General features: G+C 56.7%; 21 protein-coding genes. 9 read left to right on the top strand and 12 right to left on the bottom strand.

Annotation, left to right across the window (positions count from 1 at the left end; translation table 11 throughout):
• Positions 1-16: 16 nt before the first annotated feature.
• Positions 17-943 (bottom strand): TRAP transporter small permease subunit, encoded by a 927-nt coding sequence (locus AC2FHX_RS01375; protein ID WP_282021887.1) that lies wholly within the window; start codon positions 941-943, stop codon positions 17-19.
• 119 nt (positions 944-1,062) lie between these two features.
• Positions 1,063-2,145, bottom strand: a complete 1,083-nt coding sequence (locus AC2FHX_RS01370; protein ID WP_142633295.1) for a TRAP transporter substrate-binding protein — start codon at positions 2,143-2,145, stop codon at positions 1,063-1,065.
• Positions 2,146-2,390: 245 nt separating this feature from the next.
• Here AC2FHX_RS01370 and AC2FHX_RS01365 point away from each other — a divergent pair, with 245 nt between their 5' ends.
• Both AC2FHX_RS01365 and AC2FHX_RS01360 read left to right on the top strand, forming a co-directional pair.
• Entirely contained in the window at positions 2,391-3,824 is a 1,434-nt protein-coding gene (locus tag AC2FHX_RS01365) for a cache domain-containing protein (protein WP_142633292.1), read from the top strand.
• The gene (locus tag AC2FHX_RS01360; protein ID WP_281994485.1) at positions 3,821-4,468 is read left to right on the top strand and encodes a response regulator transcription factor; all 648 of its coding nucleotides are present in this window, start codon (positions 3,821-3,823) and stop codon (positions 4,466-4,468) included. The genes AC2FHX_RS01365 and AC2FHX_RS01360 overlap by 4 nt, the downstream gene beginning before the upstream one ends.
• A gap of 76 nt (positions 4,469-4,544) precedes the next feature.
• On the opposite strand, the gene AC2FHX_RS01355 is transcribed toward AC2FHX_RS01360, so the two are convergent.
• On the bottom strand, positions 4,545-5,390 hold the full coding sequence (locus AC2FHX_RS01355) for a HalD/BesD family halogenase (protein WP_142633288.1): 846 nt from the start codon (positions 5,388-5,390) through the stop codon (positions 4,545-4,547).
• A gap of 422 nt (positions 5,391-5,812) precedes the next feature.
• On the opposite strand from AC2FHX_RS01355, the gene AC2FHX_RS01350 reads away from it, so the two are divergent.
• The 4 genes from AC2FHX_RS01350 to AC2FHX_RS01335 all read left to right on the top strand — a co-directional run bounded on the left by AC2FHX_RS01350 (position 5,813) and on the right by AC2FHX_RS01335 (position 9,561).
• The gene (locus AC2FHX_RS01350) at positions 5,813-7,564 is read left to right on the top strand and encodes an acetolactate synthase 3 large subunit (RefSeq protein ID WP_496688368.1); all 1,752 of its coding nucleotides are present in this window, start codon (positions 5,813-5,815) and stop codon (positions 7,562-7,564) included.
• Between the two features lie 8 nt (positions 7,565-7,572).
• On the top strand, positions 7,573-7,965 hold the full coding sequence (locus tag AC2FHX_RS01345) for a hypothetical protein (protein WP_496691088.1): 393 nt from the start codon (positions 7,573-7,575) through the stop codon (positions 7,963-7,965).
• 6 nt (positions 7,966-7,971) lie between these two features.
• Entirely contained in the window at positions 7,972-8,532 is a 561-nt protein-coding gene (ilvN, locus tag AC2FHX_RS01340) for an acetolactate synthase small subunit (protein WP_142633282.1), read from the top strand.
• 285 nt (positions 8,533-8,817) lie between these two features.
• On the top strand, positions 8,818-9,561 hold the full coding sequence (locus AC2FHX_RS01335; RefSeq protein ID WP_282021886.1) for a helix-turn-helix domain-containing protein: 744 nt from the start codon (positions 8,818-8,820) through the stop codon (positions 9,559-9,561).
• Between the two features lie 16 nt (positions 9,562-9,577).
• Here the strand turns inward: AC2FHX_RS01335 and AC2FHX_RS01330 are convergent, their stop codons facing one another.
• From AC2FHX_RS01330 to prfB, 4 genes are all read right to left on the bottom strand, one after another.
• Positions 9,578-10,357 (bottom strand): DUF2189 domain-containing protein, encoded by a 780-nt coding sequence (locus tag AC2FHX_RS01330; RefSeq protein ID WP_282021885.1) that lies wholly within the window; start codon positions 10,355-10,357, stop codon positions 9,578-9,580.
• A gap of 29 nt (positions 10,358-10,386) precedes the next feature.
• Complete coding sequence (locus tag AC2FHX_RS01325; protein ID WP_496691085.1) at positions 10,387-11,781, bottom strand: amidase; 1,395 nt, start codon at positions 11,779-11,781, stop codon at positions 10,387-10,389.
• 94 nt (positions 11,782-11,875) lie between these two features.
• Positions 11,876-12,568: a M50 family metallopeptidase gene (locus AC2FHX_RS01320; protein ID WP_496700512.1), complete on the bottom strand. Its 693-nt coding sequence runs from the start codon at positions 12,566-12,568 to the stop codon at positions 11,876-11,878.
• Positions 12,569-12,582: 14 nt separating this feature from the next.
• Positions 12,583-13,710 (bottom strand): peptide chain release factor 2, encoded by a 1,128-nt coding sequence (gene prfB, locus AC2FHX_RS01315; protein ID WP_142633271.1) that lies wholly within the window; start codon positions 13,708-13,710, stop codon positions 12,583-12,585.
• A 77-nt stretch (positions 13,711-13,787) separates the two neighbouring features.
• On the opposite strand from prfB, the gene AC2FHX_RS01310 reads away from it, so the two are divergent.
• On the top strand, positions 13,788-14,621 hold the full coding sequence (locus AC2FHX_RS01310) for an aminoglycoside phosphotransferase family protein (protein WP_496700513.1): 834 nt from the start codon (positions 13,788-13,790) through the stop codon (positions 14,619-14,621).
• Here AC2FHX_RS01310 and AC2FHX_RS01305 read toward each other — a convergent pair.
• The 3 genes from AC2FHX_RS01305 to AC2FHX_RS01295 form a co-directional block, all read right to left on the bottom strand.
• A complete protein-coding gene (locus tag AC2FHX_RS01305; protein WP_496700514.1) occupies positions 14,615-17,104 on the bottom strand; it encodes a penicillin-binding protein 1A in 2,490 nt (829 codons plus the stop codon). The two genes, AC2FHX_RS01310 and AC2FHX_RS01305, sit on opposite strands and share 7 nt — an antisense overlap.
• Positions 17,105-17,199: 95 nt before the next feature.
• Entirely contained in the window at positions 17,200-18,420 is a 1,221-nt protein-coding gene (locus AC2FHX_RS01300; RefSeq protein ID WP_496676059.1) for an N-acetylmuramoyl-L-alanine amidase, read from the bottom strand.
• 66 nt (positions 18,421-18,486) lie between these two features.
• On the bottom strand, positions 18,487-19,650 hold the full coding sequence (locus AC2FHX_RS01295) for a pyridoxal phosphate-dependent aminotransferase (RefSeq protein WP_496700515.1): 1,164 nt from the start codon (positions 19,648-19,650) through the stop codon (positions 18,487-18,489).
• Here AC2FHX_RS01295 and AC2FHX_RS01290 point away from each other — a divergent pair.
• Together AC2FHX_RS01290 and AC2FHX_RS01285 are read left to right on the top strand one after the other, a co-directional pair.
• A complete protein-coding gene (locus AC2FHX_RS01290) occupies positions 19,649-21,031 on the top strand; it encodes a M48 family metalloprotease (protein ID WP_496688382.1) in 1,383 nt (460 codons plus the stop codon). The two genes, AC2FHX_RS01295 and AC2FHX_RS01290, sit on opposite strands and share 2 nt — an antisense overlap.
• A complete protein-coding gene (locus AC2FHX_RS01285; RefSeq protein WP_142633258.1) occupies positions 21,028-21,786 on the top strand; it encodes a DsbA family protein in 759 nt (252 codons plus the stop codon). The genes AC2FHX_RS01290 and AC2FHX_RS01285 overlap by 4 nt, the downstream gene beginning before the upstream one ends.
• A gap of 39 nt (positions 21,787-21,825) precedes the next feature.
• On the opposite strand, the gene AC2FHX_RS01280 is transcribed toward AC2FHX_RS01285, so the two are convergent.
• Positions 21,826-23,247 carry a pectate lyase family protein gene (locus tag AC2FHX_RS01280; RefSeq protein WP_282027355.1) on the bottom strand — a complete coding sequence of 474 codons (1,422 nt, stop codon included), beginning with the start codon at positions 23,245-23,247 and terminating at the stop codon, positions 21,826-21,828.
• A gap of 305 nt (positions 23,248-23,552) precedes the next feature.
• Complete coding sequence (ispG, locus tag AC2FHX_RS01275; protein WP_496700516.1) at positions 23,553-24,674, bottom strand: flavodoxin-dependent (E)-4-hydroxy-3-methylbut-2-enyl-diphosphate synthase; 1,122 nt, start codon at positions 24,672-24,674, stop codon at positions 23,553-23,555.
• Positions 24,675-24,722 lie beyond the last annotated feature (48 nt).

Raw genomic sequence — 24,722 nt, 5'->3', positions numbered from 1 at the left:
GTCTGGTTCTCCGTCCCTAATGCGCGCCTTCGTAGGCTTCTTCACCCTCACCAAGGCTGTCCTTGTCGAGGTATTTTCCAACACTTTCCGGGCCTTCCACATATTCCAGATACGAGCGGTACAGGAATGCAATCGCGTGCAGGAACACCATGGCCGCGAATGCGATCAGCAGAATCTTGAACAGGAAATAGCCGTTGAATCCGTTGGGGCTGAACCCGATGGTTTCCACGTTCCAGCGCAGCGCGCGGGACTTGGCCACCAGCCGGTCCAAAGTATCACTGGCCGAGGGCTTCGGCACGATCAGATGCCGCCACATGAAGTACCAGCCATACATCCAGGTCAGCACCGCCATCGGCATCATGAACAGTACAGCACCACACATGTCGACCACACGTTTGGCGCGGTGGCTGATGCCGGCATAGATCAGGTCAACGCGGACATGGCCGCCCTGTACAAAGGTGTAGGTGCAGCACAGGCACACGACCATGGCGTTATACAGTTTCAGCTCTTCCGCGAACCAGCTGATATCCATCTGAAACGGGATACCCAGCCCAAAGGACATATCCGGGCGGGTAAAGACCCGCTGCATGAACACGATGATGATCTGCTGAACCACCATCAAAAGGCCTGCCCAGGCGAAGAAACGCCCCGTCGTGTTGGCAAAGCCTTCAAGCCCGCGCACCATCGCCCACATGAAGTTGCGGTAGTAAAGACCAATGGCCGTCAACACCAGAAACAGCGTGAAAACCACAAAGAAGAACTCGACCGACCCGCCGTAATAGACAAAGCGCATGACTGCTTCTTTGTCCGACCAGTCTAGCCAGAGTTGCGGATGCGTGATGGCGTATCCGAAATTAATGAAGGCTTCGGCAATGTTCTGAATGAACCATATCAGTCCATTCCACAGGGCGCCGAAGAACGAGATACCGTTTTCGTCCTGCATGTTGTCCCCAGGTCGCGTCAGTTGCACATTTGAGAGTTACAGTTTGTCCGACCGTCAGATGCGCAACGGGAATGGCTCCCCCGACATGCGGGGGAACCGATTTCAAAGATCGAAGTGACTTAGCCGCGAACGCGGTCGCGCTGCGAGGTGTAGACACCCGACGACAGATTGTTCCAGGCCGAAGACGCGGCCATGGATTCCATCGCGCTGTCGTGGATGCGCTTGAACAGCTCGTCGCCCATGTTCTCGTCCAGGACTTCCTGGCTTGCGGCACCAAACGCGTCCCAAACGCTGTCCGGGAACTCCATGACCTTGACGCCACCAGCCTGCAGACGCTGCAGCGCCGCGCCGTTGTTGGCCAGGAATTGCGCCAGGTTCCACTGATGGCATTCACCTGCGGCGATCTCGATGATCTTCTGCTGCGAGGCAGACAGGCTGTCATAGACCTCGCGGTTGGTTGCCAGCGAAAGACCCGCACCCGGCTCATGGAAGCCCGCGGTGTAGTATGTCTTGGTGATTTCCTGGAAACCGGCTTTTTCGTCAGCCCACGGACCGATCCACTCGGTTCCGTCGATCGCGCCGGATGACAGCGCCTGATACACTTCGGAGCCCGGAATGTTCTGCACGGATGCGCCCAGTTTACCCAGAGCTTTACCGCCCAGCCCCGGCATGCGGAACTTCAGGCCGTTGAAATCTTCGGGGCTGTTGATCTCTTTCGAATACCAGCCGCCCGCCTGCGCACCGGTGTTACCAGCCAGGAAGGATTTCAGGCCAAAGATTTCGCCCAGCTCGTCATGCAGTTCCATACCACCGGCATGGTAGTACCAGTTCACCAGTTCCTGGGCGGTCATACCAAACGGAACAGCGGTAAAGAATGCATAGCCCGGATGCTGACCCACAAAATAATAGTCTGCCGCGTGGTACATGTCGGCCTGACCGGATGATACCGCGTCAAACACTTCGAACGCGCCAACCAGCTCACCGGCTGCTTTGATCTCAACGTTCAGGTTGCCGTCCGACATGGTGGTGATGCTGTCGGCGCAACGCTGCGCGCTGTCGAACACACCTGCAAGGCCACGGCCCCAAGATGTGACCATGGTCAGCGTGCGCTTGCCCTGTGCATAGGCCGGTGCCGCCAGCGTGGTCGCTGCAGCAGCCGAGCCGCCCAGTGCGGATGTTTTCAGAAATGAACGACGGTCCATATGAGTGATCCTCCCCTTCATAATCATGACCCGGATTGTCCGGGCCTGTCGTATTCAACAGCGGCAAGACTAGTCACAAGGAAGTGAAAGGGAATACCTACTACTGCGTAGAAACGCGGCTTTCTGCGCGAATTGCACAGGCAATAACGGTCCAATCATAGCAAAACAGGGATTTTTGGTGCCGTTTTCCCGCCAGACGCCCAATCTTTTTGCAATTTTGCTGTGGCTTGCGTATCGATTCGTCCATGCAAAGACTTCGACAACTGGTCTCGTTGACCTATGCTCAAAAGCTGTCGCTGGTGGCGGCGATCCCGCTGGTCGTGGCGGTCGCCGCGATTGCGGTGATGGTTGCCTATGAGGCGCGCGCCACTGCCGAGCGCGAAATTGAAGCACTGGAACGCTCTTTGATTCAGGCCAAGAAGGAAGAGCTGCGCAACTATGTGACTCAGGCGCGCAATGGGTTTGCCTATATCTACGGGCGCGCGGCTCCGGATGACACCGCCGCCAAAACTCAGGTCGCGCAAATCCTGTCGGCCATGATCTATGGGCAGGACGGGTTCTTTTTCGTCTATGACTATGACGGCACCAATCTGGTCAGCCCCCGTCAGACTGAGTTCATCAACCGAAATTGGGAGGGTCTGACCGACAGCGACGGCACACCGGTGGTGAATGAGTTCATTCGCCTTGCTCGTCAGGGTGCGGGTTGGCACAGCTTTATGTGGCAAAAGCCCTCGACCGGGGAAGAAGCGCAAATGATTGCCTATGTTGTCGGCCTTCAGGATTGGCGCTGGGTTGTGGGCACCGGGGTATTCATCGATGACATCGTTGCTGCAGTTGCCAGCGCACGGGCCGAGGTTGAAGCGCGCGTGCAGCGTACCTTCATGTATATCGGTGCCATTGTTCTGGCCGCTGTTCTGATTGTCTTTGCCTCAGGCATGTTGCTCAACATCCGCGAAAGACGTCTGGCCGATGCCAAACTTAAACAGCTGACCCAGCGGGTATTCGACGCGCAAGAGGAAGAGCGCGGCCGTGTGGCACGCGAGCTTCATGACGGGATCAGTCAGATCCTTGTGGGCGTGCGCTTTGCGTTGGACAACGCCCGCCGTCGCCTGTCGCGCGGCGATGATGTGGGCGCGCATGATCCACTGGACAAGGGGATCGAGCATCTGGGAACCGCCATCAGCGAGGTCCGCCGCATCAGTCGCGACTTGCGCCCCGGCGTGCTGGACGATTTGGGCCTCGGCCCCGCGCTTGAGGCTCTGACAGATGATTTCCGCGAGAGAACCGGGATCGAGACCGATTTCTCGACCGTTGTTTTCCGCAACCGGCTGGATCAGGATAGCAAGATCGCCCTCTACCGCATCGCCCAAGAGGCCCTGACCAATATCGAACGCCATTCCGGAGCCACCCATGTCACCATCGATCTGCGCGGGCACAAGAAAGGCGCGACCATGCGAATAACCGACAATGGCCGCGGTTTGCGCAACTCTCCGGGTCGGGGCAGTACCGGGATCGGGTTGCGCAATATGCAGGAACGGATCGAGCAACTTGACGGATCGCTGCGTATTCTGTCATCACGCGGCCACCGCAGCGGCACAGTGATCGAGGTCAGCCTGCCACTCAGCCACCTGTTGCCGCCGCAGGAAGACGCAACTCCGAACCGAAAGGCCGGTACATGAGCGACCAGACGATCCGGGTCCTGATTGTCGACGATCATCCAATGGTGGCCGAGGGGATCCAGTCGATCCTCGAAAGCTATGACGACATCACCGTGGTCGGGACACTCAGCAGCGGAAAGAAAGCGGTTGACCAGGTTGCCGATCTGAAGCCTGACGTCATCCTGATGGACCTGAACATGCCCGGGCTAAGTGGCCTGAGCGCAACCGAGATCATCCTTGAACGCATACCGGACACCTGCATTCTGATCCTGTCCATGCATGACAGCCCCGAATATATTTCGACTGCTCTCAGCCATGGTGCAAAAGGGTACGTGCTCAAGGACGTCCCAACGGATGAAATCAAAAAGGCCATCGATGCCGTCATGCGGGGTGAACAATATTTGTGCACGGGCGCAAGCGGTTCCCTCAAACCCAAAGGCGACACAACGCGCGAGGCTTTGACCGGGCGCGAGCAGACGATCTTGCTGGAGCTGGCACAAGGGAAATCGAACAAGGAAGTCGCCCATACGCTTGATATCTCAGTGCGAACGGTCGAGACCCATCGCAAGAACATCAAACGAAAATTGGGCATATCCTCAACGGCCGGCCTGACCCGCTATGCGCTGGAGCACGGCGTTCTACAGGGCACCAGCCCAGGGTTCTGACCGCAGCGCGGCACGCGCTGCCCGGCCCAGCCGCCGCAGGCAGGCGGGCAACGGGCGAGAGCACTCTTAGTTACCGTCAATCCAGAAGGGCGTCGCGCCGGACTCCTTCCTTGTCATGGTGATGCTGAAGAACACGCCCATATAACTGACGGGTCCGTTCCACCCCACCGCACATGCCTTCGGTTTCGACAAAAGAAAAGATCCCGACATATCGTCTGCGCTCTCCTTTCACGGGAGCGACCCGGTGCAAGGAATAGCGCCCTTTGAAAATCTGCAGATCCCCTGGGTTCAACACCAACTGGTGCACCCGTGTCCGATCACCGCCCAGAACCGCAGAAACAGCCGCGAAATTCTCATCCTCGGCGCTTCGCAGGTTGGGGGCATATTCGAATTCACCACCGAATTCTCCATTCTGAATGGCCAGCGTCACGGTGTAGTTGTTGGTGTCAAAATGCCAGGGAAACCCCTGCCCTTCTTCGACCACGTTGATGATGACATCAGCCAAAGGATCATCGTAGCGAAAGAACCGGTCTTCGGACTCGTTCAATGCCGTTCGAATGAAAGGTAAAAAACCAGCGAACTCATAAATACGTCGCAGCGGTCCGGATTTGGAAAAACTGTCCGCTGGCACAAAGGCATTCGACCGATCATAAAATCGACGCACCGGATGGCTTGGCGCCAATGCCGGGTCGTCTTTGGTGAAATACGGATTCGTTCGGCTAAATGACCTATGTGCACCAACGGCAGTCTTATCGGCTTCTTTCAGCAAACGCGCCACGCCATCCTCGTGTACGAAACCTGGAAGAACAGCACAGCCGTCCCGATCCAGCTCGCGCCTCAGATCACCTATCAGCTGCTCATATGCCCATGAACCGGGGCGGTCTATCGGGTATCGCCCGAGATCAACCAGATCCTGCAACATGTTCGGCCTCCCTCGCCACTGCAATTAAGTCCAGCGTGACTCAGCCTAAAATCACGATCATGCCCGTTTCGGACATCGGCATGACGCATTTCGACACTTCCGTGCCACTCGCCAAGCATTGCAAAGGGGCGAAAATCCCGAAAGTTCCGAACATGCGTCAAAATGCGCAATAAAATGTCGCAAAATACCACCCAGAAGTTAGAAAATTGGTGCAATTGCCTGTTGACGCCCCTTTCCACCGCCCATAATGTCCAACCCACGCAAAAAGGAGCCTCTGGCGATGAGAACGCTAGTCGTAATCGTAGGAACCACGCGCATGGGCCGGTAACGGTAAACCATAATCGAACCCATGCGCCTCCGAAAATCTCGGGGGCTTTTTTTATGCGAAACGCAAGACACATGTCGCCAATGGAGCAAAGCAGATGACACGTGAGATGACCGGCGCAAAGATGGTAGTTCAGGCCCTCAAGGATCAGGGCGTGGACACGGTATTCGGATACCCCGGCGGCGCCGTGCTACCGATCTATGACGAGATCTTTCTGCAAAACGACATTCGCCACATTCTGGTGCGTCACGAACAGGGTGCGGTTCACGCCGCCGAAGGCTATGCCCGCTCGACCGGCAAGCCCGGCGTTGCGCTTGTGACCTCGGGCCCCGGCGCTACCAATGCGGTGACCGGGCTGACCGATGCGCTTCTGGACTCGATCCCGATTGTTGTTCTGACCGGACAGGTTCCGACCTTCATGATCGGCTCGGACGCCTTTCAGGAGGCTGATACTATTGGCATCACCCGCCCCTGCACCAAACATAACTGGCTGGTAAAGGACACGAATTCGCTGTCCGATACCCTGCACGAGGCGTTCCATGTCGCCACCTCGGGCCGTCCTGGCCCGGTCCTGATCGACATTCCCAAGGACGTTCAGTTTGCGTCCGGAGAATACAGCGCACCTAAACCATCTACCTCACACTATCAACCTGTTCTGAAAGGCGATCTGGAAGAGATCACCGAGTTGGTTGCTGCGATTGAAACCGCGAAAAAGCCAGTGTTTTACACTGGTGGCGGCGTCATCAATTCGGGCCCGGCAGCCAGCCAGTTGCTGCGGGAACTGGTAGACGCAACAGATTTCCCGATCACTTCGACCTTGATGGGTCTGGGCGCCTATCCGGCGTCTGGCAGGAATTGGCTGGGCATGCTGGGCATGCACGGGTTGTATGAGGCCAATCTGGCGATGCATGATTGCGATCTGATGATCAATATCGGCGCTCGTTTTGATGACCGCATCACTGGACGGATCGACGCGTTCTCGCCCGATTCCAAAAAAGCGCATATCGACATCGACCCGTCTTCGATCAACAAGGTGATCCGCGTTGATATCCCGATTGTTGGCGATGTGGCCCACGTGCTTGAGGACATCCTCAAGGTCTGGAAATCGCGCGGTCGCAAGACCAACACCGCAGCTATTGCGAAATGGCAGGAACAGATCGGCGAATGGCGCAAGGTGAACTGCCTTGCCTATACCAACAGCGAAAAGACCATCAAACCGCAATACGCGCTGCAACGCCTTGAAGAACTGACCAAAAAACATGACCGTTACATCACGACCGAGGTTGGCCAACACCAGATGTGGGCCGCTCAATACCTTGGCTTCGAAGATCCCAACCGCTGGATGACCTCAGGTGGTCTGGGCACAATGGGTTACGGATTCCCGGCCTCGATCGGTGTTCAGATGGCACATCCCGACGCGCTGGTGATCAACGTGGCTGGTGAGGCCTCGTGGCTGATGAACATGCAGGAAATGGGCACCGCTACGCAGTATCGCCTGCCGGTGAAGCAGTTCATCCTGAACAACGAACGCTTGGGCATGGTGCGCCAGTGGCAGGAACTGCTGCATGGCGAACGGTATTCGCATTCCTGGTCCGAAGCGCTGCCTGATTTCGTCAAGCTCGCCGAGGCGTTTGGCGCCAAGGGTATCTTGTGTTCTGACCCCGCCGATCTGGACGATGCGATCATGGAGATGATCAACTATGACGGCCCCGTGATCTTCGACTGTCTGGTCGAAAAGCACGAGAACTGCTTCCCCATGATCCCGTCGGGCAAGGCCCACAACGAGATGCTGCTGGGCGAGGCCGAGACGCAGGGCGTGATAGATAGCAAAGGTTCGGTACTGGTATGACAGCGCAGATGATCAGTTTTGACGCAACGCGCTTCCAGCCTACCCCGGACGAGTTGAACGAAGAAGCTGATGATTTCATCAATCCGGATGTGTTTGGCAAGGAACTCAGCATCTTTCTGAGTAAAGAGCTTGCCGCATCCGGGTTTGAGGTTTCCTTCGCCTGTGCCGAGGACTGGGGATGGTATCACGAAATTGATCACGACGAGCCGTTTGCCCTGGTTTTCGGCTGCTCAAACTATGGTGATGGCCATCTGGTTCAGTTCTCACCAAAGACCGAGCATGTGAGAAAGATGTTCAAGAAATACCACGCAGCCCCCAAGGTGGATGCATTGCGTGGCGCAATTTGGAAAATTCTGGAGAATGCCGAAGGTGTATCGAACCTTCGCTACGAAGAGGACTAGCTCAGCATGTCTGCCCTACATATCAAAAAAGGCTCCACCCGCCATTCGGCCTATAACCTAAGACCCACGTTTTCCGACGTACAGGAACGCCATACCATCGCAGTTCTGGTCGAGAATGAACCGGGGGTTCTAGCCCGCGTCATCGGCCTGTTCTCGGGCCGTGGTTATAACATCGAAAGCCTGACCGTGGCCGAGGTTGACCATACCGGCCACCTCAGTCGCATCACCATCGTCACCACCGGCACACCGCAGGTGATCGAACAGATCAAGGCGCAGCTGGGCCGGATCGTATCGGTACGCGACGTGCATGACCTGACGGTCGAAGGCGCGTCGGTCGAGCGGGAATTGGCCATCATCAAGGTGGTCGGCGACGGCGACAAGCGGGTCGAGGCGCTGCGTCTGGCCGATATTTTCCGTGCCAATGTCGTGGACAGCACGTTGAATTCGTTCATTTTTGAGATCACTGGCGCACCTGACAAGATCGACGCCTTTGCTGATCTGATGCGCCCGCTGGGTCTGATCGAAATCGCCCGAACCGGCGTTGCAGCCCTGTTGCGCGGCGATTGACCAAAACTGCCCCGCCGGCGCATCCAGTTGGCGGCGGGGTATCGGCAATACCCAATTTGCAAGATCACAATACGCCAAACGTGAACATCAACGTCACATTTGCCTAAAAAGTTTAAGCTAAATCAGAATTAACCTATTGCGTCTGTGCATCATCGCGTTAGCCTTCAAGGGTAGCGCGGCGTTGGGATGCGTCCGCTGGGTCATCTGTACGATTTCAGACAGCGCCTGGTTTGTTGGCCAGTTGTGTCGCGGTTATTCGGAATACACACAAGTACCGGGACGAAAATGACGAACGACAGCCGCAGCCCCGACGACCTACGCAGGATGTTCGGCGCCAATCTGCGAACTCTTGCTGGACAATATAATTCAGTTTCCGAGCTGTGCCGCCAGCTTGGAGTGAACCGAACTCAGTTCAATCGCTATCTTGGCGGCGAAAGCTTTCCCCGACCCGATGTCCTTGACCGAATATGCCGCTTTTTTGATGTTGATGCTCGGATTTTGCTCCATCCCTTGGATCAGATTGACCAACCGTCCAAGCACCCGGCTGCGGTCGCCCTGACCGAGTTTCTGGGGTCCACCCCTGCCACCCTGACTGAAATTCTGTTTCCCGGCGGGTTCTATTATGCGACCGAGACAGAACTTGATGGCACAAAACCCCTGAGACACAGGCTTTTTCACGCCAGAAGGTTACCGCAATGTACTTTGGTTAGAGGGTTTGAACCAATTTCCGAGACACCCGGAGCATCAGTCGCAGAGCGCGAAGTACAGGGTATTGTGGCCTGTGCCGGGCGGCAGATTTATATGCTCATGTCCTGTCGTGCGTCTCAGAAAAGCAGGATTTATCTGGTGACACGTGGAATTGAAAATCAAACAAACTGTTGGCGCGGTGTCGCAATTTGCCTGTCAAAAACTACAGCTACCGCAACGACGACACGGCGGATATTGCTCAGACATTTAGGGGACGACACCTCGACAGTCCTGGCCGCCGCGCGCATTGCACGCCGACCAGAAGCCATGGCCCGCGCTTGACAACGATCCTGGCGTGTTAACCCGCGATTTCCCCGCCCTGAGAGATCAGCCAGTATAGGTGCCAACTGGCGTGCCCCAATAGCGGCAGTACGATCAACAAGCCGAAAAACCAGGGGATCATTGCGGCAAACGTCAGAACCGCAATCAGCGCGCCCCACCCCAGCATCAATCTGCGGTTTGCGGCCACATAGCTATAGCTGGCAATCATTGCGGTCACAAAATCCAGCTCTCGGTCCAAAAGCATCGGAATTGAAAGCACCGTGATCATGTAGAGGATGGTCACAAAAATCGCGCCAACAGCTGTTCCAACCGCCAACATAGTCAACCCGTTTGATGTAAGGAACACCTCAAGGGACGAAGACACATTGGTCATGGTCGATAGCCCCATAAAAAGTGCAAAGATCATGTGGCCAAGAAAGAACCAGAACAGAAACATCACAACGATGATGGCGCAGATCGAAGGCAACTGACGGCGGCTTTGACCCAGGATTACGCCAAATATGGCCCGAGAATCCAAAACTTCACCCTCTTGAATGCGCCGCGATACCTCATACAGCCCCACCATGGCAAAGGGGCCCAGCATCGGAAAACCGATTGCGGCCAAAATCAGCCAATAGGTCGTTCCGGTCGTGAGAGTGACCCAAACCATCAGCCAACCCATCAAAACATAGAACCCGGAAAAGAGCAGCCCAAAGAGCGGAGCGCGGCGAAAATCGCTCCAGCCTCGCCTTAGGGCCTCGTGCAGCATTTCGACATCTACCCGCCCCATGTTCGGAACACCAAACTGTTTGTCCATGGCTTTTATCCTTCGTATCCGGTCGATTTTCAGGCGGGTCGTTTTTGCGGCCAACTGGTGGCAGAATGATATGCAGATCCGATGGACAAAATGCGAGAATCCGCTCCGCGCGGACCAAAGATCTGCATCCCCATCGGCAAGCCTTCGGATCCAAATCCAACAGGAACCGAGAGGCAAGGCAGTCCGACCAGGCTGACCGGCACCACGACCTGCATCCAACGGTGATAGGTATCCATCCGGGTGCCGTTGATTTCGGTGGGAAATGCAAGCTGCAAGTCGAAGGGCCAGACCTGGGCCGACGGCAGGATAAGCGCATCATAGTCCTGGAAAACTTCGGTCGCACGTCGGAACCACTCGGTTCGCACAACACTGGCACGATGGACCTGCATCGCTGTCAGCGCCAGACCACGGTCCAGTTCCCATTGCGCAGTATCCTTCAGTGACGCGCGGTGTTCTGTCCGAGACGCAAGACCGGCGGCCACGCTCCACGAACGCAATGTAATCCAGCTATTCCACATCTGGTCGGCGTCAAAGGGCGGTGCGAGGGGTTCGACCTTGGCCCCGAGTTGAGTGAACACCTCGAGCGCGTCACGGCAAATCTCGCGGATACCAGGTTCGAATGGAAAGGCTCCGCCCCAGTCATCCAACCACCCGATACGCATTCCGGTCAGGTCTGCGGGTTGGACCGGAGACACGCTTTCCCCCGGATGGCCCAAAGGTTGGGACGGATGAGTGCCGCTGATCACATCAAGCAATAGACCAATATCTTCGGGGCTCCGCGCCATCGGGCCCAATGTAGAAAGCTGGTGCAAGTACCCGTCACCGTCGGGTTCGTTTGGCACCCGCCCCCAACTGGGCCTGAAGCCATAGACGTTGTTCCATGCCGCAGGGTTGCGCAGGCTGCCCATCATGTCAGACCCATCGGCCAGCGCCACCATGCCAGACGCCAGCGCGACTGCTGCTCCACCGGATGAACCGCCGCAGGTACGCTCGGGGTCATATGGGTTGCATGTGACGCCATATACTGGATTGAACGTATGTGAGCCCAATCCGAATTCCGGAGTATTGGTTTTACCGATCAGGATTGCCCCGGCCTCTTTCATCCGCTGGGCTAACAGATCGTCTGTTTCCGGAATGAACCCATTCAGGATTGGTGATCCTTGGGACGAAACGACGCCCGCAACATTCACCAAGTCTTTGACGGCAATCGGCAGACCATGCAGCGGACCACGGTTTGGTCCGGAATCAACAGCACGGGCCTCGGCCATCAAATCATCAGGATCACGCATCGCCACGATTGCATTCAGGCGCTCGTTCACTGCGCCGATCCGCTCTAGCGTCAGTTGCATCAGCTCAGCCGCCGATAAACGCCCAGAGGACAATGCACTCAACAATTCGGCTGCTGTTATTTGGCCTAGATCCATCCCTGGGCTCCACCTTTTTGGTCAGCCTAGCCGGAGCGTATCCTCATTTAAACCCTCAGTTTGAATGCATCTTTTTACCAAAGACCACCCGAGGTCACTTGGATCGAGACCCAAAATGCAAATTGCTGTCGTGCCCAAGAAAGTGTTTTACGCACAAAAGGATGGAAAGGACGCTTAACACAAGCCAGATCCCGCCCCACATCATGGTTGTGCCGCCGAATTCTTGGGCCAGCATGTAGGCATCCGAGCGGACACCCGAGCGCCGGATCGTGTCATCAAAGATATCATAAGGCACATAGATCACGCTGGTCAGCCCGATCACGCGTAAAGCCAGATCACAGATCGGCCGACTTAGATAGAACGCCATGCCGATCATTACCGCCCCAACACCTGCACAAAACGCCATGGCAAAGGGATCGCGGACATAAAGCGCTGTTACCAACAGCATCACGCCGCCAAATCCACCCAGCACCGCCCGGTCCCAATGCGTGCGCAATGCTATCAGCAACAACCCCATCCCTAGCGCCAGCGACCCGAGATAACCGGCGGACAGGCTCAAGAACCTTTGCCCACCACGCGCTGTGACAAGACCACCCTGCTGCGGTGAGATCGAGAAGCTCTCGACCGAACCACCGGTTAGGACGACGGTTATCGCGTGCGACAGCTCGTGTAGGAAAACGATGAGTATCTTCAGAGGCACCACAACCGGCGTAGACCAGAACACAAACACCAAAGCGACAAGCGCAATCAGTTGCCAATGTCCTTTGATCAGCTTCATCATGGGCATCGAACGCGCTGCTATCAGCCCTCGCCCTGTGCTTCGGAGCGGCTTTTTCCGGCCACGTTCAAGGCCAGTGTGGCGGCCATGAACCCGTCAAGATCCCCATCCAAAACCCCCTTGGTATCCGAGGTTTCATGGTTGGTCCTCAGGTCCTTGACCATCTGGTAGGGCTGCAGAACATACGACCGGATCTGGTTGCCCCAACCCGCATCGCCCTTGGCCTCGTGGGCTGCGTTGATGTCAGCATTGCGGCGGTCCAGCTCTTGCTGGTACAGGCGGGATTTCAGCGCTTTCATCGCAATATCACGGTTCTGGTGCTGGGATTTCACGGATGATGTAACAACGATCCCGGTCGGGATATGCGTGATCCGCACGGCCGAGTCTGTCGTGTTCACGTGCTGGCCTCCTGCCCCCGAGGACCGGTAGGTGTCGATGCGAATCTCGGACGGGTTGACCTCGATCTCGATATTGTCGTCCACCACCGGGTAAACCCAGACCGAACTGAACGATGTATGCCGTTTGGCCGCCGAGTCATAAGGTGAAATTCGCACCAGCCGATGCACGCCGCTTTCGGATTTCAGCCAGCCATAGGCGTTGTGGCCAGAAATTTTGTACGCCGCAGATTTAATACCCGCCTCTTCGCCCGAGGTCTCGGATTGCAGCTCGACCGTATAGCCCTTTTTCTCGGCCCAGCGGACATACATCCGCGCCAGCATCGAAGCCCAGTCGCAGCTTTCGGTGCCGCCTGCGCCCGAATTGATCTCGAGGAAGGTGTCGTTGCCGTCGGCCTCTCCGTCCAGCAGCGCCTCAAGCTCTTTCTTGGCGGCTTTGGCTTTTAGCTTTCTGATCGCCTCTTCAGCGTCGGTGACGACCTCTTCGTCCTCTTCCATCTCGCCCAGTTCGATCAATTCCATATTGTCGCTGAGGTCGGTTTTGATGGATTCATAGATTTCAATAGCATCGACCAGCATCTGCCGCTCGCGCATCAGTTTTTGCGCATTCTCGGGGTTGTCCCACAGGTTGGGATCCTCAACCCGGGCATTGAATTCCTCAAGGCGGTGAGGTGCGGTTTCATAGTCCATGCGCTGCGCCAGCAGCTCTAGCGACTTTTCAATTTCCGCCACGGTATTCTGGGTTTCGGCGCGCATGGTTACGTCCCAACTTGCTCAATCAGGCCTGCGTGATAGCAAGAGCGTGGGGCCACCACAAGACAGCGGAGACCTGAATGCATATTGTTCCGGGTGATATCATGGATTGCTGGGGATTATGCCGTGCCATACTGATCGCCGAAGCCCAGCATGCGTTAGTCTGGAAAGTTCACGCGCGGGATTATGGGCCGGCCGCGCTAAAGCTATACCACCGCGCAGATCGCGGGAACGAAGCTGCTTCGACCGGGCTTTTGTCGCTCTGGCGGGATCGTGGCGCGGTTGCCATTTATGCCGAAGCGGGCAAAGGCGTATTGATGGAGTGGTTGGAGGGTCCGACACTGGGTGACATCGCGCGTGACGGAAACGCCGAAAGCGCGCTGCAGGTTTTCTCGGAGGTGGCCCACCGCCTTCACCAAAAGCCCACGGTTGCGTTCGACGAGCTGCGACCATTGCACGAGGTATTCAATCCACTGTTTGACTGCACGTTTGCCCGCGATTGTCCCGACGCGCTACAACGAGATGTGATCCGCGCAACGGAACTGACATCAAACCTTCTGACGAGCCAACCGCAGGTGGTGCCGCTGCATGGTGACCTTCACACCGATAACGTAATTCAAACGCCTTCAGGGGCACGGGTAATTGATGCAAAGGGGTATCTGGGCGATCCTGCTTTTGAACTTGCAAACGCATTGCGGCACCCCAAAGGCATGCCCGATCTGGTTCGCAGCCGCGACCAGATCGAACGCTGCCTCCAGCTTTACTCCGGAGCGTTAGATGTGTCGCGGAAACGTCTTGCCCAATGGGCCGCTGCAAAATGTGCGCTATCCATCATGTGGCGCGGCCATGGGATAGTTTCAGCTGCGCCCGAGGCAACGCTCTTGAACCTATTGTTGCGCGCGGCGGATCAGTAAAGCCCGCCGCCCTGCAAATCGCCCTGGCTGGCATTTGGGCCAACGGTGATGGTGTCGCCGGTCGACGTGGTCACCTGACGACCCGAGCTGTTGACCTCTTCAAACAGCGGCAGGTCGGAACCCATCGCAAAACCACCGTCATAGATGCGGTCGATAAAGCCGTCGGCGCCATCGCGGAAATACTCGGCCACGACAAAGTCTCCGGACGCATCAGAGGGCAAGCGTGCACCGCTGAATCGGTCAATTTTGATAAAGTGACCACCCGGTGGCACCTCGAACGGACCTCCGCCGTATTTCTCGACAGCTGTCTCCATGAAGCTTTGGAACACGGGACCGCACAAAGTGCCGCCATAAGCGCCCCGGCCCATCGGGCGCGGACGGTCGTAGCCGATATAGCAGCCAGCAACGATGTTCGAAGTAAAGCCGATGAACCAGGCGTCTTTGGATTCATTGGTTGTCCCGGTTTTCCCAGCGGTGGGCACCGGCAGATTGACAACACGGGATGCCGTGCCACGATCCACGACACCTTTCATCATCGACGTCAGCTGATAAGCGGTGATCGCATCCATGACCTGACTGCGGTTTGTCTCGATCGTGGGGGATTCATCAGGTTCCAGCCAGGCCGAATTACAATCCAGGCACTGGCGGTCATCGTGCCGATAGATTGTCTTGCCGAACCGATCCTGAATACGGTCAACCAGAGTGGGTTCAACCCGCTCGCCGCCATTTGCGAACATCGCATAGGCCGCAACCATCTTGTACAACGTCGTCTCTTCGGACCCCAGCGAGTTGGCCAGGAAAGCACCCATCCGGTCATAAACGCCAAAGCGTTCCGCGTATCCGGCAACCACCGGCATCGTGACTTCTTGCGCCAGACGGATGGTCATCAGGTTCCGCGACTGTTCAATCCCGGTACGCAATGGCGTCGGCCCGTAGAATTTGTTGGTCGAATTCTTGGGTCGCCACAGGCCCTGCGGTGTGTTCACTTCGATCGGAGCGTCGACCACAATGGTCGCAGGGCTATACCCGCTGTCCAACGCAGCGGCATAGACGAAAGGCTTAAAGCTTGATCCAGGCTGGCGCTGTGCCTGTGTGGCGCGGTTAAAAACCGAATCCTGATACGAGAATCCGCCCTGCATCGCCAAAACCCGGCCCGAGTTCACATCCATCGCAACAAAGCCGCCCTGAACCTCGGGGACCTGACGGGCGGACCATTGGCCTTCTTCCCCGGCCATCACCAGAATGACGTCACCGCGTTTGAAGTTGTCGAAGAAGCTGCCCTGCATCCACTTGATGTCCGAGCGCGGGATGATGCCGTCAGCCGGACCATTTTCAATGCCGACGGTCAGGGCCTGCTCACCGACATCCAGTACTACGGCGGGATACCACTGCGTAGGCAGAACCACATCACGGGGGATTTCCAAAATCGCCAAGGCCTCACGCCAATGCGCCTCATCCGCCAGTATTTCTTCGGCGATCACTTCGTCGGTCCCGTGCCATTTTCCACGAGACCGGTCGTATTTCTGCAGCGCCTCGCGCAGGGCGTACGCGGCTTTGACTTGCATTTCCTCGTCCACAGAGGCGCGGACAGTAAAACCACCTGTGAAGAACTCGCCCTCGCCGAAATCTTCGCTCAGCTGGCGGCGGATTTCGTCGGTGAAGTAATCCCGCGGCGGTAAGGCGGTGCGGAAACTTTCGAAATCACCATTCTGGACAGACCGCAAAGGCATCTCGACCTCGGCCTCATAGGTCGCCGTATTGATATAACCGTTTTGGTTCATCTCGCGCAGCACGTAATTGCGCCGGTTCACAAGGCGTTCTTTCTGCCGAACCGGGTGATAATCCGACGGCGCCTTGGGCATAGCCGCCAAAGTGGCGGCCTCATGCGGAGCCAATTCCTGAAGGGTCTTGTTGAAATAGGTTTGCGCTGCTGCGGTTACACCATACGAGTTCTGGCCCAGAAAAATCTCGTTCATGTACAGTTCTAGGATCTGTTCCTTATCCAGCGTATTCTCAAGCCGTGTGGCCAGGATGATCTCTTTGATCTTGCGCTCGGCCCGACGGTCCCCCGACAACAGGAAGTTCTTCATTACCTGCTGTGTGATCGTCGATGCACCCCGTACATTCTCGCCCTTGGATTTCACTGCCTCGACACCAGCGGCAATAATCCCGCGCGGATCATAGCCCTTATGGTTATAGAAATTCTTGTCTTCGGCCGAAATAAAGGCCTGCTTAACCAGTTCGGGGATTTCTTCTGACGGGGTGAACAGACGGCGTTCCTGCGCAAATTCGTCGATCAGCTGACCCTCGCCAGAATAAATCCGGCTGATCGTGGGCGGTTTGTACTGCGCCAGGGATTCGTGACTGGGCAGGTCGCGCCCATACATCCAGAACACCGCGCCGATAACCAGCGCAGCCATAAAAATACCCAGGGTCACGAGGCTGAATATCGCCCCGAAAATCGAAAGAATGAAACGGATCACGTTACTGCCTTTTGCTCGCGGTGCCGCCTATATAGTGTCGCACCTGTGCAGGGTCAAAACACCATGGCCAATAATAGCCGGTTTGCGCCACGGGGTCACTGTCCAATCAGGGATCGTTTTACCATATCGTCCTGGCGCCATTTCTCTAGCCCATCCCGAATACCGCGCGCCATTCCCATGCGCCATTCCTGATTTCGTATGTTTTTCAAATCTCTAGGGCTGGAAAGGAAGCCAAGCTCAATCAGAACGGAAGGAATATCCGCTGCCTTCAGAACCGAAAATGAGGCTGTGCGAATTGGCTTGTTGTTCATCGGACCACCCTGTTGCGTCATTCCATTCGCCAGCATTTGTGCCAACGCATCCGTACGCGGCCTGGTTTCCTGACGCGCAAGGTCCAGCAGAACATCTGCAACCTGATCATCCGCACCGCTCAGATCGACGCCCGAAATCAAATCACTGCGGTCGTGCCGCTCAGCCAGTTTGTGGCTTGCCACATCCGAGGCATCTTGAGACAGCGTATAAACGGCCGCGCCATGAGCCCGCCCTTCTGTCAGAATGTCGGCATGTAAAGAGATGAACACATCTGCACCTGCACGGTGTGCCAATGCAATACGACGTTCAAGAGAAACGAACTGATCATCGGTCCGCGTCATCTCAACCTCGTATCCGCCCGTGCGCAATAGCATCTCGCGCAGCTCTCGGGCAAAGGTCAGCATCAGCGTTTTCTCATCATCACCGTCAACTTCGGCGCCGGGATCAATTCCTCCATGCCCGGGGTCCAACATGACACGCAAAGTTCCGTTGCCCTGCCCCACCGGAGCGACCGATGTCTCTGCTGGTTCGGGCAAATCCCAGCCGGTTTGCCGGGGCGTTCCGGCGCTGGCTGCGAAACTGTCGAAATCTGTCCCTTGCAGCCCAAGCGTCAAATGCGCGGCCCCAGTCGCAGAGTCCACTCGCATATCCGCCGTCTCAACCGCCAGAGGCGCGCCCAGTTCGAGTACCATGCGGGACCAGCCCGGTACATAAGAGCCGAACTGCACACCGCTGATACGGCCAGTCTGTAGAAAGCGGTCACGATCAAGACCGGTCCAGTCTACCTCCTGGAAATCCAGGATCATCCGATACGGGTCGCGCAGGGTAAAAACGCGATAAGGCACCCCCTGGCTAAGCCCAAGCTGGATGCTTACACCGGACCGCCCGTCATCAACAATCGAACTTTGGTCTGGCAAAACACGGGCGAGTGCGCTGAAATCCTGCGCAACTGCGGTACTGCCTAGCGCCCAGATCAGCGCGATGGCGTAGATAATTCTGCTCATGGCCTCAAGTTTTCCCGAGATCGATTGAAGCGCAGCCTACCCGACCCGCACTTGGATGTGAACGCTTTAGGCTTGGGCAGAAATCAAGCCTCGATCAGCCATGAAACGCTGAAGCCGCCGCAGCCCCTCTTCGATATCCCCGGTCGAGCGTGCATAGGAAAAACGGATGGTGCCGTGCCCACGCTGAGGATCGAAATCCAGCCCCGGAGTGACCGCCACGCCGACCTTATCCAAAATCTCAGCCGCAAAGGCACGGCTGTCGTCGGTCAGGTCAGACACATCGGCGTAAACATAGAATGCCCCATCAGGTGGCGCGATATTGGTGAAACCGGCTTTGGGCAGACCGTCCAACATCAGCGCGCGGTTCCGCCGATAGACATCCAAATTTGCCTGCAATTCTTCATCACAATCCATCGCAGCCAGCGCCGCCACCTGGCTGGCATGGGGCGCGCAGATAAACATGTTCTGCGCGATCCGTTCGACGACGCGCACCTGATCCTCGGGCACAACCATCCAGCCCACACGCCAACCTGTCATAGAGAAATACTTGGAGAATGAGTTGATCACATAGCACTCATCTGTCAACTCCAGCGCGGTGACGGCTTTGGCTTCGTATTCCAGACCATGATAAATCTCGTCACTGATGAAAGACGCGCCCTGGCTGTGTGCGGCATTGATCAGCGCACCCATTGCGGCATGGTTCAGCATGGTTCCTGTCGGGTTGGCGGGCGAGGCCACCATCAGCCCCTGCAAATTTAGCCCGGCGAAATCGGCTGGCACCGGCTGCAGGCGGTGTTCCGGAGCGGTGGGCAGATCAACCGCGACCAGCCCCAGGGCCCGCAATATCTGCCGATATGACGGATAGCCGGGGGCCCCAATACCCACGCGATCCCCGCTGTCGAACAGCGCGGTGAACGCCAGCAGGAATCCGCCAGACGAACCGGGGGTTATCACCACCCGTTCGGGATTGAGATCGACATTATACCACTCGCCATACATCTGCGCGATCCGGTGGCGCAGTGCTGGCAGACCCAATGCAACGGTATATCCCAACGGGCCTTGCTCCATTGCCTTAGCCAATGCCTCGGTCGCCCCTTTGGGTGCGCCGGTTCCAGGCTGGCCGACCTCCATATGGATGATGTGGCGGCCAGCCTCTTCGGCTTTGCGGGCAGCCTCCATCACGTCCATCACGATGAACGGATCGACCCCGGACCGGGTTGAGTTTCGCATGGCCATCTCCCATGTTGCAATCATGGCTTTTGAACGCGTATCCAGGCTGGCGTCAATCCCGGCCCTGTTGCTGTTTGCAGTGACTTGGCTCGTAGGCGCTGTTCAGGCCCAAAGCCTGATCCGTGATCCAGATATTGAACACGGTCTGCGAGAGTTGGCCTTTCCCGTTCTGCGCGCCGCCGGTCTGAATACCAATCGGGTCCAGATACTGGTGGTCAATGACAGCACGTTCAATGCCTTCGTTCTGGATTACAATGCGATCTATCTGAACTATGGGCTAATCCTTTCAGTCGAAAGCCCCGAGATGTTGCAGGCGGTTATCGCACATGAGGCGGCCCATATCGCCAACGGGCACTTATCGCGCCGTTACGAAAACCTGAATGCAGCACGGCAAAAAGCCGGGCTTGGGACGGCTTTGGCTCTGATTGCTGCAGCTGCTGGCGGCGGCGAGGCTGCATTCGGAATTGCGGCCGGTACTAATTCGGCAGCCCTGCGCAGCTTTCTTGGCCACACCCGCGCTGAAGAGTCCTCGGCGGATCGCAGCGCAGCAAGCTATTTACGTTGGGCCGGTATCTCGCCCAGTGGCATGGTGTCTCTGCACCGTAAATTCGCGGGGCAAGAGCTGTTAAACACGGTCAACCAGGACCCATACATGCGATCACACCCCACCAGCCGCGAGAGGCTGCGCGCCGCCGAGGCCTTTCTGGAAGAGTTCGGCGATAAAGCCAAACCCAGCCAGAATGCCGATTACTGGTTCGCAAGGGCAAAAGGTAAGCTTTCGGCCTTCATCCGCTCGCCCACATGGACGATGCGGCGCGCCAAAGAAGAAACCGCCCAGGACATACGACTGATGCGCGAGGCAGCAGCCCACCATCAAAACCGTGATCTGACCAAAGCGCGCGCTGCGATTGATGGTGCATTGGCAATCCGGCCCAATGACCCCTATTACTATGACCTCAAAGGCCAGATCATGCTTGAAAACCGTCAAGTGGCTGATGCGGTAGCAGCATATGGCAAAGCCGTTGAATTGGCGCCGAATAACCCACTTATCCTGGCCGGATACGGGCGGTCCCTGTTGGTTCAAGGTAAGACAGTGGAAGCCTTGGCCATTCTTGAAAAAGCGCGGGCCAGAGATTTTCGTAACGCAAGATTGATGCAAGACCTGGGTGCAGCTTATGCCAAAACAGGCAATACTGGCATGGCATCGGCGGTTACAGCCGAAAGATATGCCCTGCAGGGCCGTTTGGATGACGCCGGTATTCACGCGAAACGCGCGGTTGCGCAGTTGCCGGTCGGATCACCGGGTTGGCAACGGGCCCAAGATGTGTTGATTGCGTTTGAACAAGCAAACAAGAGTAATTCGAAAAGGAAACGGAAATGATCCTCAGACACGCTGCACCAGCCCTTCTGGGGCTTTCCCTGATCGCAGGATCGGCGCAGGCCTTGGACCTGAGCCAGCTGACCGACGCCGAAAAACAACAATTCGGAGAGCAGGTACGCGAATACCTTCTGGAAAACCCCGAAGTCATCATCGAAGCGATCAACATTCTGGAACAACGCAACGCCGTTGAAGAAGCGCAGGCGGATAAAGAGCTTGTCGCCAGCAATGCTGATGAGCTTTTCAACGACGGGTACAGCTGGGTGGGCGGCAATCCGGACGGAGATATTACTCTGGTCGAGTTCATGGACTATCGCTGCGGATATTGCCGCCGTGCGGTTCCCGAAGTGGCCAGCCTGCTGGCCGAGGATGGCAATATTCGGCTTGTGATCAAAGAGTTTCCGATCCTCGGAGACGCGTCGATGATCTCATCCCGCTTTGCTGTTGCCGCCAAACATGTTGCCGGGGACGATGCCTATAAGCAGGTTCACGATGCCCTGCTCGAATTCACCGGGGAACCGTCGCCGGTTACTTTGCGCCGTATCTCGGACGGGCTGGGTTTGGACAGTGACGCGATTCTGGCGGCAATGGACAGCGAACAGGTCACCGAGGAAATCCAAAAGACCCGTGAATTGGCGCAGCGGATGCAGATTTCGGGCACGCCTTCGTTTGTGCTGGGCAGCGAAATGCTGCGCGGGTACCTGAAAGCAGATCAGATGCAGCAAATTGCGAACGCCGTTCGCGCCGAGCAAGGCTGATTTGGCAGGCCGGTTCCGCAACAGGAGCCGGCCATTCCGTCAGGGCATCGGGTCGCCAGCAAGGTGGCTCAGATATTCCTCAAGATTAGACCAGCCATCGCCGTCCCGGTCCGCCCAGACATCAGAGGGATCATTCGGGTCCAGGCCAGTCCGCCCTGTTTCCCAAGTATCAGACATTCCGTCCCGGTCAGTATCAACTGCCGCGTGAACAATGGGCAAATCCGGCCAACCGCCCACCTCGCCCGGATCGTTTATCCGATGTCCATCACAGCCGCGGACGTTTTCGATCACCATCGCATCCAGACTGTCCAAAGCTTGGTCATCCCCGTGCCGGGCCCCCACGGTTCCAAGAACGGTTTCGTATGTCGTGCTCACCTCGGCAGGTTCAACCGACAGCGGTTGGTGAGGTTCAGCCACAAGGAATTCGACCGCCGCATCATCCGCAATCTTGCCCTTCACTGATCTGTCGCATAGCAGCTCAATACGGCTGTCCAGATGCAGGTTATCCTGTTCGAAAACCGAGATGCTGAACCCCTTGTCGGCGCCATAAGGGAACACCTCGAATGCGGCGGGGGGCGGCCTGTTCCGTGTACTGGGGCCCGGCAGGACCACGTTTCCCACATAGGCGATCCAGGTGTCGCCGTAGTGGTTCCAGAACTCACCGAATTGCGAGGTCGCGTCGTAGAACACGTTGTTAATAATGTCGACTTGCCCAGATGGTGACGACTGGATGTCTGGATTTCTGTCGCGGTTATGGGCAAACAGGTTTTGATACAGGGTGACCCGCCCACATTGCCTTGCCGTTCCATCATCGGAACACAGCAGAGCTCCTTTTGAATGCTTTCCCTTTGTATGGGTGGACTTATCCAGAGCCAGGGCTGAGATGCTGCGGGCAATCGTGATATCTTCGCTTGGCAGGTTTTCCGTTCCAACGCCCAGATTCTCATCCGTGGCAAATTGGATCGAGACACGGTCAACGTAGATATTCGAACTGCTCTCTATGGAAAGCCCGTCCACGTTCGACGAGGGCTTGTAACTGGGTCCGGGCCGAAACTTGAGGTTCCGCAGCAAAACGTCCTGCGCCTCAAAAATCATCAGGGGTGAATCCAGAACCTTGCCAAGTTTGATCTGCACCCCCTGTCCCGGCGCGGTCTGTCCGGCGATATAGGTGTTCGAAGCCACTTTCATCTGGGTGTCTACAGTGATCGTCCCTGAAATATCGAAAACGCAAACCCGTCCGGAGCCGTCATTTTCGACGCACTCACGCAGGCTGCCCGGGCCGGTATCGTCCAGGGTTGTGATATGAAACACTTCGCCGCCACGCCAACCCGTAGCGTTCTGCCCATATCCCACCGCACCGGGAAATGCGGGCTGATCGGCCACTACGCTATCTGCCACCATGAAACCCGAACACCCGGCGATAACTACACCCAAGCCGAAGGCTTTCAAGTTACGGCGCATTGCATAAGCCCCCTGTAAGAGTTCGGACCGCAAAGACCGAGGGCCGAAGAGGCAGGAGACAATCTATTCTTCAAACGATCACTTACTGGCATACGACTAAGAAACCCTTGAAACAAAAACAACAAATCTAAGCGGGAATGAAAATCTCATTCCTAACAATAATGTGGACCAACAGCGTCGCGTTTTCAATGAGGTGTCTGGGATTGGGGTCCACCAGATACACGCGGCCAATAAAGTGCAGGCCCTATGAATTGACCCTGCATGCCTGCCGAACTGGTCATTCAACGGCCAATCAAGCTGGAAAATTACTCAGCGGCTTCCTGCGCAGCGTCCAGTTCAGCGGCCTTCTTCTCGACCTCTTCAACAATGTGGTCGACCATCTGTTCGTTGGACATCTTGTGGCTGGCCTTGCCCGCCAGATACACCATACCCGATCCGGCACCGCCGCCGGTAAAGCCGACATCGGTCATCAGCGCTTCGCCCGGGCCGTTCACGACACAGCCGATGATCGATAGGCTCATTGGTGTTTTGATATGTTCAAGACGCTGTTCCAACGCCTCGACTGTTTTGATCACATCGAACCCCTGCCGCGCACAAGAGGGGCATGAGATGATATTAACCCCGCGATGGCGCAAGCCCAGAGATTTCAGGATCTCGAACCCCACCTTGACCTCTTCGACAGGATCCGCAGACAGGCTGACGCGGATCGTGTCGCCAATGCCCATCCACAGCAGATTGCCCAGACCAATCGCCGATTTGATGGTGCCCGAAACCAGTCCTCCGGCCTCGGTAATACCCAGATGGATGGGGGCGTCCGTGGCCTCGGCGATGCCCTGATAGGCAGCTGCCGACAGGAAGACATCGCTGGCTTTCACGCTGATCTTGAATTCGTGGAAATCGTTGTCCTGAAGAATCCGGATATGCTCTAGCCCGCTTTCAACCATCGCTTCGGGGCAAGGCTCGCCGTACTTCTCAAGCAGGTGCTTTTCCAGGCTTCCCGCATTCACCCCGATCCGGATCGAGCAATTATGGTCACGCGCGGCCTGAATGACCTCTTTCACCCGACTTTCATTGCCAATGTTGCCAGGGTTGATCCGCAAGCATGCTGCGCCTGCCTCGGCGGCCTCGATCCCACGGCGATAGTGAAAGTGGATATCCGCCACGATAGGTACCGGACTTTCGCGCACGATCTCTTTCAGCGCCTTGGACGAGGCCTCATCCGGGACCGAAACGCGCACGATATCCGCACCCGCCTCTGCGGCGGCCTGTACCTGAGCCACAGTCGCCGCAACATCCGTCGTCAGCGTATTGGTCATAGTCTGCACCGCAATCGGAGCGTCACCTCCGACGGGGACGTTTCCAACCATGATCTGACGAGATTTGCGGCGGTAGATATTGCGCCATGGGCGCACGTGATTAAGGGACATGTGGACGGGTCCAAGACTGTCTGAGTTGATCTTTAAATAGTCAGCCTA

This window comes from Ruegeria sp. CDSC042, assembly GCF_059610745.1.
Note: the sequence above shows the minus strand (reverse complement) of the source record. Positions and strands in the feature narration are given on the sequence as shown.

Bases quoted from the DNA above. Each gene is read 5' to 3' on its own strand.
- AC2FHX_RS01375 (WP_282021887.1), bottom strand. From the start codon at position 943: ATGCAGGACGAAAACGGTATCTCGTTCTTCGGCGCCCTGTGGAATGGA.
- AC2FHX_RS01370 (WP_142633295.1), bottom strand. From the start codon at position 2,145: ATGGACCGTCGTTCATTTCTGAAAACATCCGCACTGGGCGGCTCGGCT.
- AC2FHX_RS01365 (WP_142633292.1), top strand. From the start codon at position 2,391: ATGCAAAGACTTCGACAACTGGTCTCGTTGACCTATGCTCAAAAGCTG.
- AC2FHX_RS01360 (WP_281994485.1), top strand. From the start codon at position 3,821: ATGAGCGACCAGACGATCCGGGTCCTGATTGTCGACGATCATCCAATG.
- AC2FHX_RS01355 (WP_142633288.1), bottom strand. From the start codon at position 5,390: ATGTTGCAGGATCTGGTTGATCTCGGGCGATACCCGATAGACCGCCCC.
- AC2FHX_RS01350 (WP_496688368.1), top strand. From the start codon at position 5,813: ATGACACGTGAGATGACCGGCGCAAAGATGGTAGTTCAGGCCCTCAAG.
- AC2FHX_RS01345 (WP_496691088.1), top strand. From the start codon at position 7,573: ATGATCAGTTTTGACGCAACGCGCTTCCAGCCTACCCCGGACGAGTTG.
- ilvN (WP_142633282.1), top strand. From the start codon at position 7,972: ATGTCTGCCCTACATATCAAAAAAGGCTCCACCCGCCATTCGGCCTAT.
- AC2FHX_RS01335 (WP_282021886.1), top strand. From the start codon at position 8,818: ATGACGAACGACAGCCGCAGCCCCGACGACCTACGCAGGATGTTCGGC.
- AC2FHX_RS01330 (WP_282021885.1), bottom strand. From the start codon at position 10,357: ATGGACAAACAGTTTGGTGTTCCGAACATGGGGCGGGTAGATGTCGAA.
- AC2FHX_RS01325 (WP_496691085.1), bottom strand. From the start codon at position 11,781: ATGGATCTAGGCCAAATAACAGCAGCCGAATTGTTGAGTGCATTGTCC.
- AC2FHX_RS01320 (WP_496700512.1), bottom strand. From the start codon at position 12,568: ATGCCCATGATGAAGCTGATCAAAGGACATTGGCAACTGATTGCGCTT.
- prfB (WP_142633271.1), bottom strand. From the start codon at position 13,710: ATGCGCGCCGAAACCCAGAATACCGTGGCGGAAATTGAAAAGTCGCTA.
- AC2FHX_RS01310 (WP_496700513.1), top strand. From the start codon at position 13,788: ATGCATATTGTTCCGGGTGATATCATGGATTGCTGGGGATTATGCCGT.
- AC2FHX_RS01300 (WP_496676059.1), bottom strand. From the start codon at position 18,420: ATGAGCAGAATTATCTACGCCATCGCGCTGATCTGGGCGCTAGGCAGT.
- AC2FHX_RS01290 (WP_496688382.1), top strand. From the start codon at position 19,649: ATGGCCATCTCCCATGTTGCAATCATGGCTTTTGAACGCGTATCCAGG.
- AC2FHX_RS01295 (WP_496700515.1), bottom strand. From the start codon at position 19,650: ATGCGAAACTCAACCCGGTCCGGGGTCGATCCGTTCATCGTGATGGAC.
- AC2FHX_RS01285 (WP_142633258.1), top strand. From the start codon at position 21,028: ATGATCCTCAGACACGCTGCACCAGCCCTTCTGGGGCTTTCCCTGATC.
- AC2FHX_RS01280 (WP_282027355.1), bottom strand. From the start codon at position 23,247: ATGCGCCGTAACTTGAAAGCCTTCGGCTTGGGTGTAGTTATCGCCGGG.
- ispG (WP_496700516.1), bottom strand. From the start codon at position 24,674: ATGTCCCTTAATCACGTGCGCCCATGGCGCAATATCTACCGCCGCAAA.